The sequence below is a fragment of the Domibacillus antri genome (assembly GCF_001936625.1).
In the GTDB taxonomy this organism is placed as follows: Bacteria; Bacillota; Bacilli; order Bacillales; family Domibacillaceae; genus Domibacillus; species Domibacillus antri.
This window is the reverse complement of the sequence record NZ_MSDU01000008.1, coordinates 162,931-179,995: the sequence shown is the minus strand read 5'-3', so window position 1 is coordinate 179,995 and position 17,065 is coordinate 162,931. Positions and strand designations below refer to the sequence as shown.

At 46.2% G+C, this 17,065-nt stretch carries 17 protein-coding genes; 15 read left to right on the top strand and 2 right to left on the bottom strand.

Translation table 11 applies throughout. The features are described 5' to 3' along the window. The first annotated feature begins 24 nt into the window (after nucleotides 1-24). The 11 genes from nusB (at nucleotide 25) to spo0A (ending at nucleotide 11,065) form a co-directional block, all read left to right on the top strand. Entirely contained in the window at nucleotides 25-417 is a 393-nt protein-coding gene (gene nusB / locus BTO30_RS04970) for a transcription antitermination factor NusB (protein ID WP_075397614.1), read from the top strand. 15 nt (nucleotides 418-432) lie between these two features. Next, nucleotides 433-1,287, top strand: coding sequence for a bifunctional methylenetetrahydrofolate dehydrogenase/methenyltetrahydrofolate cyclohydrolase FolD (gene folD, locus BTO30_RS04965; protein WP_075397613.1), 855 nt, complete (start codon nucleotides 433-435; stop codon nucleotides 1,285-1,287). Between the two features lie 88 nt (nucleotides 1,288-1,375). Next, a complete protein-coding gene (xseA, locus tag BTO30_RS04960) occupies nucleotides 1,376-2,731 on the top strand; it encodes an exodeoxyribonuclease VII large subunit (RefSeq protein ID WP_075397612.1) in 1,356 nt (451 codons plus the stop codon). Continuing rightward, entirely contained in the window at nucleotides 2,721-2,951 is a 231-nt protein-coding gene (gene xseB, locus BTO30_RS04955; protein ID WP_075397611.1) for an exodeoxyribonuclease VII small subunit, read from the top strand. The genes xseA and xseB overlap by 11 nt, the downstream gene beginning before the upstream one ends. Continuing rightward, entirely contained in the window at nucleotides 2,948-3,829 is an 882-nt protein-coding gene (locus tag BTO30_RS04950) for a polyprenyl synthetase family protein (RefSeq protein ID WP_075397610.1), read from the top strand. Before xseB ends, BTO30_RS04950 begins: the two co-directional genes overlap by 4 nt. Nucleotides 3,830-3,922: 93 nt before the next feature. Continuing rightward, a complete protein-coding gene (gene dxs / locus BTO30_RS04945) occupies nucleotides 3,923-5,818 on the top strand; it encodes a 1-deoxy-D-xylulose-5-phosphate synthase (RefSeq protein ID WP_075397609.1) in 1,896 nt (631 codons plus the stop codon). A gap of 2 nt (nucleotides 5,819-5,820) precedes the next feature. Beyond that, nucleotides 5,821-6,645: a TlyA family RNA methyltransferase gene (locus tag BTO30_RS04940; protein ID WP_075397608.1), complete on the top strand. Its 825-nt coding sequence runs from the start codon at nucleotides 5,821-5,823 to the stop codon at nucleotides 6,643-6,645. A 134-nt stretch (nucleotides 6,646-6,779) separates the two neighbouring features. Next, entirely contained in the window at nucleotides 6,780-7,229 is a 450-nt protein-coding gene (gene ahrC / locus BTO30_RS04935; protein ID WP_075397607.1) for a transcriptional regulator AhrC/ArgR, read from the top strand. Nucleotides 7,230-7,246: 17 nt separating this feature from the next. Continuing rightward, entirely contained in the window at nucleotides 7,247-8,938 is a 1,692-nt protein-coding gene (gene recN / locus BTO30_RS04930; protein ID WP_075397606.1) for a DNA repair protein RecN, read from the top strand. An 89-nt stretch (nucleotides 8,939-9,027) separates the two neighbouring features. Then, the gene (gene spoIVB, locus BTO30_RS04925; protein WP_075397605.1) at nucleotides 9,028-10,119 is read left to right on the top strand and encodes a SpoIVB peptidase; all 1,092 of its coding nucleotides are present in this window, start codon (nucleotides 9,028-9,030) and stop codon (nucleotides 10,117-10,119) included. Between the two features lie 166 nt (nucleotides 10,120-10,285). After that, nucleotides 10,286-11,065 (top strand): sporulation transcription factor Spo0A, encoded by a 780-nt coding sequence (gene spo0A / locus BTO30_RS04920; protein ID WP_075397604.1) that lies wholly within the window; start codon nucleotides 10,286-10,288, stop codon nucleotides 11,063-11,065. Between the two features lie 41 nt (nucleotides 11,066-11,106). Here spo0A and BTO30_RS04915 read toward each other — a convergent pair whose 3' ends face one another. Next, a complete protein-coding gene (locus BTO30_RS04915; protein ID WP_075397603.1) occupies nucleotides 11,107-11,346 on the bottom strand; it encodes a DUF2627 domain-containing protein in 240 nt (79 codons plus the stop codon). 174 nt (nucleotides 11,347-11,520) lie between these two features. Between BTO30_RS04915 and lpdA the strand changes: the two genes are divergently transcribed. The 4 genes from lpdA to BTO30_RS04895 are packed head-to-tail and all read left to right on the top strand — an operon-like array spanning nucleotide 11,521 to nucleotide 16,150. Continuing rightward, entirely contained in the window at nucleotides 11,521-12,945 is a 1,425-nt protein-coding gene (gene lpdA, locus BTO30_RS04910) for a dihydrolipoyl dehydrogenase (protein WP_075397602.1), read from the top strand. Between the two features lie 13 nt (nucleotides 12,946-12,958). Further along, nucleotides 12,959-13,969: a thiamine pyrophosphate-dependent dehydrogenase E1 component subunit alpha gene (locus BTO30_RS04905; RefSeq protein WP_075397601.1), complete on the top strand. Its 1,011-nt coding sequence runs from the start codon at nucleotides 12,959-12,961 to the stop codon at nucleotides 13,967-13,969. Further along, nucleotides 13,969-14,952 carry an alpha-ketoacid dehydrogenase subunit beta gene (locus BTO30_RS04900; protein WP_075397600.1) on the top strand — a complete coding sequence of 328 codons (984 nt, stop codon included), beginning with the start codon at nucleotides 13,969-13,971 and terminating at the stop codon, nucleotides 14,950-14,952. The genes BTO30_RS04905 and BTO30_RS04900 overlap by 1 nt, the downstream gene beginning before the upstream one ends. A gap of 25 nt (nucleotides 14,953-14,977) precedes the next feature. After that, nucleotides 14,978-16,150: a dihydrolipoamide acetyltransferase family protein gene (locus BTO30_RS04895; RefSeq protein WP_075397599.1), complete on the top strand. Its 1,173-nt coding sequence runs from the start codon at nucleotides 14,978-14,980 to the stop codon at nucleotides 16,148-16,150. 39 nt (nucleotides 16,151-16,189) lie between these two features. On the opposite strand, the gene BTO30_RS04890 is transcribed toward BTO30_RS04895, so the two are convergent. Continuing rightward, nucleotides 16,190-17,050 (bottom strand): DUF1002 domain-containing protein, encoded by an 861-nt coding sequence (locus tag BTO30_RS04890; protein WP_075397598.1) that lies wholly within the window; start codon nucleotides 17,048-17,050, stop codon nucleotides 16,190-16,192. Nucleotides 17,051-17,065 lie beyond the last annotated feature (15 nt).

The following is a 17,065-nucleotide window of genomic DNA, read 5'->3' as shown; positions in this document are numbered from 1 at the left end:
TTAAATAAAAAGGAGTTAACATGAATGAATAGACGGACAGCACGTGAAAAGGGTATCCAGGCTCTTTATCAAATGGATTTAAGCGGAGCGGAAGCGTCAGAAGCAATCGAAAACGTTCTGGACGGAGACAGCAGTGACAGCAGCTATTTACACGACATTGTTGTCGGGGTGGAGCGTCACCTTGAAGACATTGACAGCGTAATAAAAGAAAACCTTGAGAATTGGTCGTTTGATCGTCTGGCGAAAGTAGACCGTAACATTTTGCGCCTTGCTGTATATGAAATGAAATATGCAGAAGACGTACCGTCGAAAGTCGCGATGAACGAAGCGATCGAATTAGCAAAACATTTCAGCGATGCACGCGCCGGCAAGTTTATTAACGGCGTGTTATCGAAAATAAATCAATCGATGGAATAAGTGAGGGGTATTATAATGACAGCAGCAATCATTGATGGCAAAGCCATTGCAAAAGACATTCGGGCCGAATTGAAAGAAGAAATTGAGGCATTAAAGGCGGCGGGTACAACACCGGGCCTTGCCGTTGTCATTGTCGGCGATGACCAGGCGTCCCACACGTATGTGAACAGCAAAGAAAAAAGCAGTAAAGAAATCGGCATCCACTCCGAGGTACACCGCTATCCCGCCGATTTTTCAGAAGAAGCGTTGCTTCAAAAAGTAGACGAGTTGAATAATGATGACCGCATTCACGGCATTCTCGTTCAATTACCGCTACCAAAGCATATTTCAGAAGATAAAGTCATTGATGCGATTGCTCCGGAAAAGGATGTCGACGGCTTCCATCCGGTCAATGTCGGCAAAATGGCGATCGGCAAAGATTCATTTTACTCCTGTACACCGTACGGCATTATCAAAATGCTTGAGAAAGAAAATATTTCACTTGAAGGCAAGCATGTTGTGGTGATTGGCCGCAGCAATATCGTCGGCAAACCGGCGGCGCTTCTTTCATTAATGAACAACGCAACCGTGACGATCACGCACTCGCAAACAAAAGACCTTCCGTCGATTACGCGCCAGGCAGACGTCATTATCGCCGCAGTCGGTATTGCGAATTATGTCACGGCGGATCATATTAAACCGGGTGCTGTTGTCATTGATGTCGGCATTAACCGGAATGAAGACGGAAAATTGTGCGGCGATGTTGATTTTGAAAGCGCAAAAGAAAAAGCTGGAGCGATCACACCGGTTCCAGGCGGCGTCGGTCCCATGACGATCACGATGCTTTTATACAACACAGTGAAATCCGCCAAAGCTTTTGCTGCAAAATAAACGGCACAACCGATTGATGAATCTGTCTTTCCGATCATGCTATAATCGGAAAGACAGATTTTTTATTTGAAGAAAAAGGTGAACAGAAATGGAAGCCAATCAATGTTTGACCGTAAAGGCCTTAACCAAATACATAAAACGAAAATTTGATGCGGATCCGCACTTGAAAGATGTCGCAGTCAAAGGGGAAATTTCGAACTTTAAGCATCATTCAAGCGGGCATATGTATTTTACGCTGAAGGATGACAGCGCCCGCCTATTGGCGGTCATGTTTTCTGCTGCGAACCGGTCATTAAAATTTCGTCCGGAAAACGGAATGCAGGTTGTGCTGACAGGGGAAGTGACCGTTTACGAATCAAGCGGACAGTATCAAATGTACGTGAAAACGATGCAGCCGGACGGTGTCGGCGATCTTTATTTTGCGTATGAACAGCTGAAAAAAAAGCTCGAGCAGGAAGGGTTGTTCCGTGCTGACCGCAAACGTCCGCTCCCGGCATATCCGACCTGCGTGGCCGTAGTCACTTCACCAACGGGGGCGGCTGTTCGCGATATCATTACAACGATTAAACGCCGTTACCCTGCTGTGTTGATCTTGATTTATCCGGCACTTGTACAAGGGGACCGGGCGACAGCATCGATTGTTTCCCAAATTGAAAAAGTCAATAAAGACGGACGGGCAGACGTAATCATTGCGGGGCGCGGGGGCGGTTCAATTGAAGAATTATGGGCATTTAATGAAGAGGCGGTTGCGCGTGCGGTCAGCAGTTCAACCATTCCTGTTATTTCAGCGGTCGGGCATGAAACGGACTTTACAATTGCAGATTTTGCGGCTGATTTGAGGGCGCCGACACCGACAGCTGCCGCTGAAATGGCGGTGCCGCACGTGGAAGAAGTGCTTGAACGGCTGCTGTCAAAGCAAAACAGGCTGACCCGGGCAGCGGCAGAAACAGTCCGCGTGTCAAGAAATCGCCATCAAACGGTTTTAAATACGTATATTATCCGTAACCCGCAGGCGTTGTACAGACAGCAATCGGAGCAGGCTGACAGGGTGACAGAACGGTTGATCCGCGGGATGAAATCCTTGGTGGACCGAAAAAAAACAGCAGCTGCCCATTCGGCAGCAAGAATTCAGCAAATGGGTCCGCACCGGCGCATTCAAGTGGAGACAGCCCAGCTGGAGCGTCTGAATCATCGTTTGCGTGTTTTAACGGAAGCGGCGGTCGAGGACAAAAAAAACCGGTTTCAAAACGCTATTTCCATGCTTGATGCACTCAGCCCGCTCAAAGTGATGGAAAGAGGATACAGTTTAACATACCATGATGACGATACGTTAGTGAAATCGGTAAAAGACGTGAAAATAGGGGATCAAGTCCGTATTCGTCTCTCAGATGGCACACTTTATACGGACGTTCAATCAATCGGGGGGAATAAAAATGAACCTTAATGACTTAAGCTTTGAACAAGCGATGGAAAGACTTGAAAAAATTACGGCCCGTCTGGAAGAAGGCGATGTGCCGCTTGAAGAAGCACTGGCAGAATATAAGCTGGGCATGGAGCTGTCCGCACTCTGCCACGAAAAATTAAAAAAAGCAGAATCGGAACTGGCAAAGCTCGTTACCAATCAGGGAGACGAACCATTTCGGCTGGATGGAGAGGAATCATGACAGCGATTAAAAGCTATATCGAAGAAAAACGTACCATGTTTGAATCGTATTTACTTCAGCGTGTCGAAGCGCTTCAGGCACCTGCACCGCTAAAAGAATCGATGGCTTATTCATTGAGAGCCGGAGGGAAACGCATACGGCCCATGCTGTTATTTGCGGCGCTCGAAACATATGGGAAAGAAGCGGAAAAAGGGCTTGATTCAGCATGTGCCCTGGAGATGATTCACACGTACTCGCTTATTCATGATGATTTGCCGGCAATGGATGATGACGACCTGCGCCGCGGAAAGCCAACCAATCATAAGGTGTTTGGCGAGGCCACGGCCATTTTAGCGGGAGACGCTCTATTAACATTTGCATTTGAACTCATTGCATCTTCCACAGCCCATTCCCCGGAACAATCTGTTAAGCTGATTAGAATGCTGGCATCCGCTGCCGGACCTGAGGGAATGGTCGGCGGGCAGATGGCGGATATGGCAGGGGAACAAAAGACGTTAACACTCCCAGAACTCGAATATATTCATCTTCACAAAACAGGGCGGTTACTTGCTTTCAGTGTGATGGCCGGCGCATTCATTGGCGGCGCGGATGAGCGTGAAACGTCATTGCTCGAAAAATATGCGCGCCATATCGGACTTGCCTTCCAGATCCGAGATGATATCCTCGATGTCGAAGGAACGGAAGAAGAAATCGGCAAGCCGGTCGGCAGCGATGAATCAAATGACAAAAGTACATACCCATCGCTGTTATCAATGAACGGGGCAAAAGAAAAATTAACGGAAGAATTAAACGGCGCGCATGAGGCACTCGCGGCACTCGGCCGTCCGGCACCGCTTCTTGAAGCGTTCGCCAATTTAATTGCCGAACGAACGGCTTAAATGCCGAAAATTGTTAGCAAAGATGCGCGTGTGCTATAATAGCGATACATTTTAACAATAATCTGAAACAGCCAGGAAAGTGAGTTGATCCACTTGGATCTTTTATCCATTACAGACCCGTCCTTTGTGAAAAAAATGAACGTTCATGAAATGGAGCAGTTAAGTGCAGAAATTCGTAAATTTTTAATTGAAAAATTATCCGTAACCGGTGGTCATATTGGTCCGAATCTTGGCGTAGTGGAACTGACTGTGGCACTCCATCATTGTTTCACCAGCCCGAAAGATAAATTTTTATGGGATGTCGGCCATCAATCGTACGTCCATAAAATTTTAACGGGCCGCGCTGATAAATTTGATACGCTCCGTCAATACAAAGGGCTGTGCGGTTTCCCGAAAATGATTGAAAGTGAGCATGATGTGTGGGAGACAGGCCACAGTTCGACATCGCTTTCCGCTGCCATGGGCATGGCGATTGCCCGCGACTTAAAAAAAGAGGATTCACACATTGTTCCGGTCATTGGCGACGGTGCGTTGACGGGCGGGATGGCGCTTGAAGCATTGAACCATATCGGTCATGAAAAAACGAATATGATTGTCATTTTAAATGACAATGAAATGTCCATCGCCCCCAATGTCGGTGCGCTTCATAACATGCTTGGACGCATGAGAACAGGCGGGAAATACAACAAGCTGAAAGATGAGCTGGAATTTTTGCTGAAGCGTATTCCGGCTGTCGGCGGCAAAGTAGCCAGTACAGCAGAGCGGATGAAAGACAGCTTGAAGTACATGTTTGTTCCGGGGATGTTCTTTGAAGAGTTTGGTTTTACTTACCTCGGCCCTATTGACGGGCACAGCTTTGATGATTTAATTAAGAGCCTGGAGCAGGCGAAACGTACAGAAGGGCCCGTGCTTGTTCATGTTATCACGAAAAAAGGAAAAGGCTACAAACCGGCCGAATCCGATACAGTTGGTTCGTGGCATGGAATCGGTCCATATAAAATGGAAACGGGAGATATCATTAAATCGAAAAATGAACCGCCGGCCTGGAGTGCTCTTGTCAGTGAAACGGTGCGGGAAATTGCCCGCACGGATGATCGGATCGTGGCCATTACACCGGCCATGCCTGTTGGATCGAAGCTTCTCGGTTTTGCGGAAGAATTTCCGGATCGCATGTTTGATGTCGGAATCGCAGAGCAGCATGCAGCGACTGTGGCAGCCGGCTTAGCCACTCAGGGCATGAAACCGTTTCTTGCCATTTACTCCACATTCCTGCAGCGGGCATATGACCAGGTCGTTCATGATATTTGCCGTCCTAATTTGAATGTATTCATTGGCATTGACCGCTCCGGACTTGTCGGCGCGGATGGGGAAACACATCAAGGTGTATTTGATATTGCCTTCCTGCGTCATTTGCCGAATATGGTGTTAATGATGCCGAAAGATGAAAATGAAGGACGCCATATGGTGAATACAGCGATTCACTACAACGATGGTCCGATTGCCATGCGATTCCCTCGTGGAAACGGGCTGGGTGTTGAGATGGATGCTGAGATGACAACGATCCCGATTGGCTCATGGGAAGTGCTGAGAGAAGGAACGGATGCGGCCATTTTAACGTTTGGCACAACGATTCCCATGGCGCTTGAAGCGGCGTCCGCACTCGCAAAACGCGGCATTGAGGTGAAAGTGGTCAATGCGCGGTTCATTAAGCCGCTTGACGAAGAAATGTTGGACGAGCTGCTCGACAGGAACATACCGGTTTTGACGATAGAAGAAGCGGTACTTGAAGGAGGGTTTGGCAGTGCCGTGCTTGAATATGCCCATGAATCCGGTCATCATGGGGCGGTTATTGAGCGGATGGGGATTCCAGATCAGTTTATTGAACATGGAAGCGTCGATAAGCTGCTGGAGGAGATTCATTTGACAGCGGAAGAAGCCATTCGTAAAATCACCTTGCTCGTTCCTGAAAAACAGAAGAAAAGAGTGTAACGATGGCGAAAAAAGAACGAATTGATGTACTTCTTGTCGAAAAAGGTTTAATGGAAACAAGGGAAAAAGCGAAGCGGGCCGTCATGGCAGGCATCGTGTATTCCAACGAGGAACGGATTGACAAGCCGGGTGAAAAGATCCCGGTGGATGCTCCCCTCGAAATTAAAGGAAAAACGATGCCTTACGTCAGCCGCGGCGGGTTAAAGCTTGAAAAAGCCTTGCAGGTGTTTGACGTCACCGTACAGGATAAAATTTTACTTGATATCGGTGCGTCAACAGGCGGATTTACGGATTGTGCCCTGCAAAATGGAGCGGCTTTATCCTATGCGCTTGATGTCGGATACAACCAGCTTGCATGGAAACTCCGTCAGGATGATCGTGTCGTTGTGATGGAGCGGACGAACTTCCGTTATGTAACGCCGGCTGATTTAACGAAAGGAATGCCGCAGTTTGCGGTGATTGATGTCTCGTTTATATCACTGTCCTTAATTTTGCCGGTGTTAAAAACATTGCTTGTCCCGGGCGGCGATGTGGTGGCACTTGTGAAACCGCAATTTGAAGCCGGCCGCGAACAGGTCGGCAAAAAGGGCATTGTCCGTGATAAAGGTGTTCATAAATCAGTCATTGAAAAAATGGTTCACCTCTCTTCAGAACTGGGCTATGATGTCATCAATCTATCCCATTCACCGATTACAGGAGGCGACGGCAATATTGAATTTTTATTGCATATTCGCTGGCCGGGTGACAACGGCGGGAAAGTGACGCTGCCGATTACACCGGAACAGGCCGTCGAGGCTGCGCACGATGAATTTAAAGAAAAAAACTAAATCGCTTTTCATTCCATTTTAAGTGGCCGGCTCTTTCGATGAATAGAAGCCGGCCGTTTTTTGAATACTTTTCAAGACAAATACAATATGATAATGTATAGACAAGTATAATTATACATTATGAGGTGAACGTGATGAATAAAGGCCAGAGACATATTAAAATTAGAGAAATGATTGCCAATAACGAAATTGAAACGCAGGATGAACTGGTGGATCTGCTGAGAGAAGCCGGCTATAACGTGACACAGGCGACCATTTCACGCGACATTAAAGAACTGCATCTTGTGAAAGTCCCGTTAATGGACGGCCGCTATAAGTACAGCCTGCCTGCCGATCAGCGTTTTAATCCGCTGCAAAAATTAAAGCGGTCGCTCGTTGACTGCTTTGTCAGCATTGATTCGGCGGGACATTTTGTGGTGATGAAAACATTGCCGGGCAATGCGCAGGCAGTCGGGGCATTAATTGATAACCTGGATTGGGAAGAAATTATGGGCACGATTTGCGGCGATGATACATGTCTGCTTATTTGCCGGGCGCCGGAACATACCGAGATTGTATCCGCCCGCTTTTTAGAAATGCTTTAATAAGGATGTGATTGTTCGTGCTTCAGGAATTATCCATACGCCATTTTGCGATTATTGATGCCCTTGAATTATCTTTTGAAAAAGGGCTGACGGTCTTAACAGGTGAAACCGGTGCGGGAAAATCGATTATTATTGATGCATTGCAGCTGTTAACCGGCGGCCGCGGTTCAGGCGAATTTGTCCGGCATGGAGAGAAAAAAGCGGAGATTGAGGGAATGTTTACGCTTCATGATCACCATCCTTGTTTTGACGTATGCCGGGAATTCGGCATTGAGGCGGAAGAAGGAGCCGTGATTTTACGCCGTGAAATTTCCGCCGCAGGCAAAAGTGTCTGCCGCGTGAACGGAAAAATGGTTACACTTGCGATTTTGCGTGAAATCGGTGCCCGCCTACTGGACATTCACGGTCAGCATGAACATCAAGAGCTAATGAATGCCGGAAGTCATCTTCGCTTATTGGACGATTTTGGCGGGCTGCCGATTAAGCAGGCAAAAGAACAATATAAAGAAATATACAACCGTTATGATCAATTACATACGGAAATAAGACGGCTGAGTGAAAATGAACAAAATCTTGCCCATCGGCTTGATTTAATTCAATTTCAATTTAATGAAATTGAAAAAGCGGAATTAAAACGTGGTGAAGAAGAAAAGCTGGAATCGGAAAGACAGCAGCTGGCCAACTTTGAAAAGCTTTTTGCGGCGCTGTCAGAAGCGTACAGCACACTTTCAGGGGAAGGGAAAGCGTTGGATTGGCTTGGTCTAAGTGTAAATGGACTGGAAGCAGCTGCCGGCATTAATAAAGAATTTAAACCGCTTCATGACGCGGCGGCAAATAGTTTTTATGTGCTTGAAGATACAGTTCGCGACCTCAGTTCAGCTTTAGATACGCTCGAGTTTAACCCGGCCAGACTGAATGAAATTGAAAGCAGGCTGAATGAAATTAATCAGTTAAAACGAAAATACGGCGCAACCATTGACGATATTTTACAATACGAGGAAAAAATTGCGCAAGAAATGGATCAGCTCACCCACCGTGAAACACATATAAGCCGGCTTCAAAAAGAATTGGCCGAGGTGGAAGCTGCGTTAACTTTGGAAGGTAAGAAATTGTCCAAGCTGCGTCGTGCCTCCGCAAAACAGCTGGAAGAAGCGATTCATCGTGAATTGAAAGAACTCTATATGGAAAAAACCGTTTTTCATGTACATTTTCATTCAGAAAGTGGACAGTTTAAAAAAGAAGGGATGGACCAGGTTGAATTTTATATGACAACCAATCCCGGCGAACCGCTCAAGCCCCTTGTGAAAATTGCGTCCGGTGGAGAAATGTCACGTGTTATGCTGGCAATGAAAACGATTTTTTCCAAGCACCAAGGGGTTACATCGATCATTTTTGATGAAGTGGACACCGGTGTCAGCGGCCGTGTTGCGCAGGCAATCGGCGAAAAAATATACAAAATTGCCGTTCATTCACAAGTGCTTTGCATTTCCCATTTACCTCAAGTCGCCGCGATGGCGGATACGCATTTATATATCCAAAAAAGTCATGATAGCAAGCGGACGAACACCATTGTCACCCCGCTTAATGATGAGGAAAAAGCAGCTGAAATCGGCCGGATGATTTCCGGTGTGGAAATGACGGATTTAACAAAAAAACATGCAAAAGAATTATTAGCATTATCCGCGAAAATAAAACATTCAGCGGTTTGAAATGACATCCATCTCCGCCCCATATTACCGTCATAATCACTCCTTCTAACGGACAAAGTAAGAGTGCAGGAAGAGAAGGAGGGAGTGGTATGACGGTCAGGCACGTTTCGTATCGATTTCTTTTCTTTTTTTTACTTTTGTTGTCAGTATGGACGGGTAACGGGAATCTCATACAAGCGCAGACGACGGAGCATGAACTATTGCAGTCCGCCGGATTTCCGGCAGAGAAGGAAGAACGTGAGCGCATCTTTGTTGTCCCCGGCGGCCAGTCAGTGGGGTTGCAGCTGCAGACGAAAGGGTTGTACGTCGTCGGATTTCATTTTATCAGCACAGATAGTGAAAAACAGTCACCAGGGGAAACAGCGGGATTGCTGCCAGGCGATATCATTGTCAGCGTCAATAAAAAGAAAGTAATGGAACCCCAGTCAATCAGACCCTTTGTTCAGTCGGCAGGTGAACAAAACAAGCCCTTGCAGTTAACCGTTCGCCGGGGGGGAGAAACCATGCAACTGTCGGTCACGCCCGTACAAGATACGCAAACAAATATGTATAAACTTGGTGTTTACATTAAAAATCGTTCAGCTGGTATCGGCACGCTGACGTTTTATGAACCGAAATCAAAAAAATACGGTGCGCTGGGTCATGTGATCAGCGATGTACAGTCAGGAAAGCCTTTTGCGCCTGTCAGAGGGACCATTCATCCCGCCCGGATTACAGGCATTCAAAAAGCAGCGGAAGGTGTTCCAGGTGAAAAAACGGCGGTCATTCCACCGGATGATCAGTGGGGAACGGTGACGGCCAATACACCATTTGGTATATTCGGCCGCCTTTATGCAGATTTGGATGGAGGCCGGCTATATCCGGCGGCACATCCGGATGAAGTTGTGGAAGGGCCTGCTGAAATTTTGACTGTGACGGAAAATGAAAAAGTGGAAAAATATAAAGTATCGATTACCCGCACGATTCAGCAATCGAAACCCGGCATAAAAAGCATGATCATTAAAATGACGGATGCCCGTCTGATCGGCAAGACAGGTGGTATCGTACAAGGGATGAGCGGCAGCCCGATCATTCAAAATGGACGAATTATCGGAGCGGTGACACATGTGTTTGTCAATGATCCATTATCCGGTTACGGTGTTCATATTGATTGGATGTTAAAAGATGCAGGAATTATTTAGAGGGCAAATGCCCTCTTTTTTTGACGAAAAAAAGCGAGGAAAAGGTCGATAACTGTCAGAAAAACGCATAAAATAAATATTTTCACTTTTTTAAAGGATTTCATTTCGCTTTGTCGAAAAAACCTTTAGAATAACCTTAAGGCTAGACGAATGAGGAGGAAACAACGTGGGCGAAATTAAAGTTGCAGTTGCGGATGACAATCGGCAGCTTGTTCAGCTGCTTGAAGAAGTCATTTTAAGTCAGGACGACATGACGGTGGCGGGGACAGCATACAATGGACAAGAATGTTTAACGATGCTTCCGGAAGCGGAACCGGATGTGTTGATTCTTGATATTATCATGCCGCATATGGACGGACTTGCTGTTCTGGAACGTTTGCGTGCCAATGGTCAGCAAAAACAGCCGCAAGTCATTATGCTGACAGCGTTCGGACAGGAAGACGTAACAAAAAAAGCGGTTGAACTCGGCGCTTCTTATTTTATGTTGAAACCATTTGACATGGACAGCCTTGTCGGACAAATCAGGCAGGTCAGCGGGATTGAAACGCCGGTTCACCGTGTGGACCGGCGTGAGGAACCAAAAAAACCGAAGCGGAATATTGATGCCAGCATAACAGCCGTTATTCATGAAATTGGCGTGCCGGCACACATAAAAGGTTATTTATACTTGCGTGAAGCCATTACAATGGTCTTCAACGACATTGAATTGCTTGGTTCGATTACAAAGGTCCTTTATCCGGAAATTGCCCGTAAATACAACACAACACCGAGCCGGGTGGAGCGGGCAATACGCCATGCGATTGAAGTTGCCTGGAGCCGGGGGAATATGGATTCGATTGCAGCAATGTTTGGCTATACAGTATCTGTGACAAAAGCAAAGCCGACCAATTCAGAATTTATTGCAATGGTGGCTGATAAATTACGGATTGAATATATGGCTTCATAAAAAGAGCGGTCTCAACCATCCTTGATTGAGGCCGCTTTTCATTATTTTTTTTCTTGAAACTTCGGCTGTACTTTATTGTGCTTCCGGTCACGCCTGAAGATAAAACCGGCCACAAAACCGAGGCCGCCCAGAAAAAGAAGCAGTCCTATTAAAAATTGAAGCCATAATACGGGAAACGGAGGCTGCAAAATGCCAAACAACATGTCGCGCATTAATTTAATCCCCACACCGGCAAGAAAACCGGGAATGACGAGAATAAGCAATGCAATGATCCGGATCATTGATCGAAACCTTCTTTCGTAAAATCTTCTTTCACAAATCATAACGTACCCGCAATATTTGTCAAGAATGGCCCTCCAATCATGATAAAACACAAAAAATATCATTTATTACATGACATAGTTTTGAAAACCGTATACAATGGTGGGGGAATATATAAAAGGGAGCGATAAGATATGACAGTAGAATATGATCTTGTCATTTTAGGCGGAGGCACAGGGGGCTATGTGGCCGCCATTCGCGCCGCACAGCTTGGGCTGAAAACAGCTGTTGTCGAAAAAGAAAAACTAGGAGGAACATGCCTTCATAAAGGATGCATACCGACAAAAGCGCTGTTAAGAAGCGCTGAAGTGTTCAGAACAGTTAAAGAAGCGGATAAATTTGGCGTAATGACAGAAAATACGGCGCTCCAATTTAAACAGGTACAGGAAAGAAAAGAACAAATTGTTAATACACTGTATAACGGTATACAATCTTTAATGAAAAAAGGAAAAATTGACGTTTATTACGGCACAGGCCGCATAATGGGACCTTCCATTTTTTCCCCTCAATCCGGCACAATTTCTGTTGAGGCAGCCGATGGATCGGAAAATCGAATGCTTGTACCGAAACATGTCATCATATCGACCGGATCGCGTCCAAAATCGATACCGGGTTTAGAAGTGGACGGCAAATGGATCATCTCTTCCAATGAAGCGCTTCTGCTTGAAAGAGTGCCAGCATCCGTGATCATTGTCGGCGGCGGTGTCATCGGTATTGAATGGGCATCGATGCTGGCGGATTTTGGCTCTCACGTTACGATCATTGAATATGCAGACAGGCTGATTCCGACTGAAGATGAGGATATTTCCGCGGAAATGGCCCGTCTTTTGACAAAGCGTGGAATTGACATCATCACTGGAGCTGAAGTACAGCCAAACACAGTGGAAAAACAGCCGGATCTTATACGCGTTGAAGTGGAAACGAAAAGGGGAACGCAAATTATAGAAGCGGAAAAAATGCTCATTTCCGTTGGGCGTTCTGCCAATATTGAAAACATTGGACTGGAAAATACCGAGATTATCGTGGAAAATGGATGTATTCAAGTGAATAACGTGCTGCAAACAAATGAATCCCACATTTACGCAGTTGGTGATGTCATCGGCGGGTTACAGCTTGCACATGTTGCATCGCATGAAGCGATGATGGCTGTTGAGCATATTGCGGGAGAAGAAACGCTGACCATTGATTATACAGCAGTGGCAAAGTGTATTTATTCAAACCCGGAAGCAGCCAGCGTCGGATTGACTGAAAAAGAAGCGAAAGAGAGAGGCTTCGAAGTAAAAACAGGGAAATTTCCGTTTCAGGCAGTCGGAAAAGCGCTCGTATTTGGCGAACAAGCCGGATTTGTCAAGATCGTTGCCGATCAAAAAACAGACGATGTTCTCGGAGTTCATATCATCGGTCCAAATGCGACAGAGCTTATTTCAGAAGCGGCGCTGGCTCAAATGGTTGATGCATCCGTTTGGGAAATCGGAAAGATGATTCATCCTCATCCGTCTTTGTCTGAAGCGATGGGCGAAGCAGCTCTTTTAATTGAGGGAAAAGCAATTCATCTATGAAAGGAGAAAATAAATGGAAAAGAGACATAAAGCATTAGGATTAGAAGACGAAACTGTGCGGGCCATGTATGAAACAATGCTTCTTGCCCGCCGTCTGGATGAGCGGATGTGGCTTTTAAACCGCTCGGGGAAAATACCGTTCGTTGTTTCCGGTCAGGGCCAGGAAGCGGCACAAGTCGGCGCTGCTTTTGCGCTTGATCGTGATCAAGACTACATATTGCCGTATTACCGGGATGCAGCGATTGTTCTTTCTTTTGGCATGACGGTAAAAGAGCTAATGCTCGCGGCGTTTGCCAAAGCGGAAGATCCGAATTCAGGCGGACGGCAAATGCCGGGTCATTTCGGGCAAAAAAAGAACCGGATCGTCACCGGATCATCTCCTGTCACAACACAGGTGCCGCATGCAGTCGGCATCGCGCTGGCTTCGAAAATGGATAAGAAAGAGCATGTTTCATTCGTAACCTTTGGAGAAGGGTCATCCAATCAGGGTGATTTTCACGAAGGCGCTAACTTTGCAGGCGTTCATAAACTGCCGGTGATTTTTTTATGTGAAAATAATCAATACGCCATTTCGGTTCCGGTTGACAAGCAGCTTGCTTCCGTAAATGTGTCAGACCGGGCCATCGGCTACGGCATGCCGGGATATACCATCGACGGAAACGATCCGCTTGAAGTGTACCGATATGTGAAAGAAGCAGCGGACCGTGCGCGGCGAGGAGAGGGACCAACGCTTATTGAAGCCAAGATGTACCGTTTAACACCCCACACATCCGATGATGATGACCGCTCATACCGTGCGGCAGATGAAGTGGAGAAAGCAAAATTAAGCGATCCTGTTGCCTTGTTCCGTACATATGTAAAAGAAACAGGGATATTAAATGATGAACAGGAACAGCAGATGGAACAAAAAATTCAACAGATCATTAACGAAGCGACCGACTATGCCGAACAGGCCCCCTATCCACGGCCCGAGCAGGCGCTTAATTTCGTTTATGCAGAAGCAGAACAGGAGGGGACTCTTTAATGCCTGTTATTTCTTATATTGATGCCGTCAACATGGCACTTCGGGAAGAAATGGAACGGGATTCAAATGTGTTTATTCTTGGGGAAGACGTTGGAAAAAAAGGCGGCGTGTTTAAAGCGACAGCGGGATTGTATGAACAGTTTGGCGAATCACGTGTGCTCGATACACCTCTGGCAGAGTCCGCCATTGCCGGTGTCGCGATTGGCGCCGCGATGGTTGGAAAGCGGCCGGTTGCCGAAATGCAGTTCGCTGATTTTATTATGCCGGCTGTCAATCAAATTATTTCCGAAGCAGCCCGAATTCGTTACCGGTCAAACAACGACTGGAACTGCCCTGTTGTGATCCGTGCACCATACGGCGGCGGTATTCACGGCGCGCTGTATCATTCGCAGTCGGTTGAGGCGATTTTTGCCAATCAGCCCGGTTTGAAAATTGTGATGCCATCCACTCCATACGATGTGAAAGGACTTTTGAAAGCGGCGATTCGTGATGAAGACCCAGTCCTGTTTTTTGAACATAAAAAAGCGTACCGGTTGATAAAAGGGGAAGTCCCGGAAGAAGACTATGTATTGCCAATCGGAAAAGCGGATGTGAAACGAAAAGGCGGGGACATAACGGTCATTACATACGGACTTTGTGTCCACTTTGCCATGCAGGCTGCGGAAAAGCTCGCAAAAGAGGGGATTGAAACAGAAGTGGTTGATTTGAGAACCGTGTATCCCCTCGACAAGGAAACGATGATTGAGTCAGCGGCGAAAACGGGCAAAGTGCTGCTCATTACAGAAGATAATAAAGAAGGCAGCATTATAAGTGAAGCAGCAGCCATCATTGCCGAACATTGCTTATTTGATCTTGATGCACCGATTCAGCGGCTGGCTGGACCAGATGTACCGGCCATGCCATATGCTCCGACGATGGAAAAATACTTTATGATGAATCCGGAAAAAGTCGAGAAAGCGATGCGGGAGCTGGCGGAATTTTAAAGGTCTGTCTGAAAGGAGTTTTTTTATGGTGAAGCAGCGCATGACAATGCCCAAGCTTGGAGAAAGTGTCACAGAAGGAACGGTTACAAAATGGCTTGTCTCTGAAGGAGATCACGTCAATAAATATGATCCGATCGCAGAAGTATTGACAGATAAAGTGAACGCGGAAATTCCTTCTTCTTTTACAGGCGTCATTCAAGAAATCATTGCAAAAGAAGATGAAACATTGTCAGTCGGCGATGTGATCTGTACGATTGAAACAGAAGAAGCAATTGTTGAAAACGAGGAAAAGGGGGTACCGATGCCATTATCAACGTCTTCAGATAATCGCGCCCGGTATTCGCCGGCCGTACTAAAGCTTTCACAGCAGCATAACATTGATCTATCGAAAGTAAAAGGATCCGGTAAAGGAGGGCGCATTACCCGAAAAGATGTGCAGGCACTGATCGAAGCAGGAAAAGAGACTTCTTCAGCTGTACAAAAGGAGCCTGTTGCACATGGCGATATAATTGTCCCTCTTGATGGGATTAAACAGACTGTGGCGGCCAATATGGTACGTACAAAGCAGGAAGTGCCCCATGCCTGGATGATGATTGAGGCCGATGTGACAAAGCTTGTTCAGTACCGCGATTCAATGAAGCAATCATTTAAGCAAAATGAAGGCTTTAACATTACGTATTTTGCTTTTTTCGTAAAAGCAGTTGCCCGTGCGTTAAAAGAGTTTCCCGAAATGAATGCGATGTGGGCAGGAGATCATATCGTCCGCAAAAAAGAAATCAATATTTCCATTGCGGTTGCAGCGGATGATAAATTGTTTGTGCCCGTTGTAAAACAAGCCGATGAAAAATCGCTTAAAGGCATTGCGCGGGATATACATGATCTGGCAAAAAAAGCGCGCTCCGGTACACTCCGGTCAGAGGATGTGACAGGCGGAACATTTACACTTAACAATACCGGTTCATTCGGTTCCGTTCAGTCCATGGGCATCATTAATTACCCTCAGGCAGCGATTTTGCAGGTCGAATCCATTATAAAACGGCCAGTTATCATTGACGGAATGATTGCTGTCCGGGATATGGTCAACTTATGCCTGTCACTCGATCATCGAGTGCTCGACGGACTCATCTGCGGCCGGTTTATGAAGCGCGTCAAAGAATTGCTGGAAAATGCTTCGGAAGAATCCATGCCGGTTTATTAATGAAAAGAGACTTTCTCCAAATGAGAAAGTCTCTTTTCATTATTTAAACAGTCCGGCAATACCATCGACAATGGACTGAAGGAAGTCAATAATAGACTGTAAAATCCCTTGGCCTTCTTCTGAGCTTTTAAAGCTGTCCCATTGTTCCTTTGCCTTATCAATCTGCGAGTTTACCTGATCCCAGTTAATGTCCAGGTTTTGCATTTTATCAAACAATGCGGCTAGCTGATCGATTTGCGCGTCGCTTAATTTAATGTTCAGTTCATTCGAAATGTTGTTGATGATCACTTGAATTTCCTGCACCGTCTGCGGATTTTGTGCAGCCACTTCTTCTTTAATGCGCTCAATTAAATTTATTGCTTCTTCCTGACCGATTTCATCGCCCAGTTTCGCTGTTGTGACCATTTCTTCATTCGCTACCTGTTTTTGTTCTTCGGGAATGACTTCACCGGTTGTGGATTCATAGGCTTTAATAATGCCGGTTAATGCGGCTGTCCCGGATACTTTAAATGGTGCCGTAATATAAATATCGGCATCTTTTACACTTGCTGTTGTGAGCGCGTTCGTATACATCTCTTTTGATACCCATGTAATATTTTTCGTTTCGACATTTAAGCCGGCGCCGGATTCAGCGGTTGTAATTTTGCTTGAAGAAATCGCTTTTGTGCCGATCTGCGCTTTTGGAATGTAGTCGCCTAAATATTGGTGTTCCTCCGCGTTTGACACCGTGATTGTTTGTACATCAGCCGGAACGTCCATCTCCGTCAGCAGCTGTTCTTTCTGTGCAGGTGTCAAATTTTCGCCAAGTGTCACCATGATGTCGCCGGGTGTACTGTCCGCTGAGACGACAGTCCCTAAGCTGAAGATAGCAATACCTAAAAGGCTAAATAATTTTTTCATATATTCGCTCCTGAA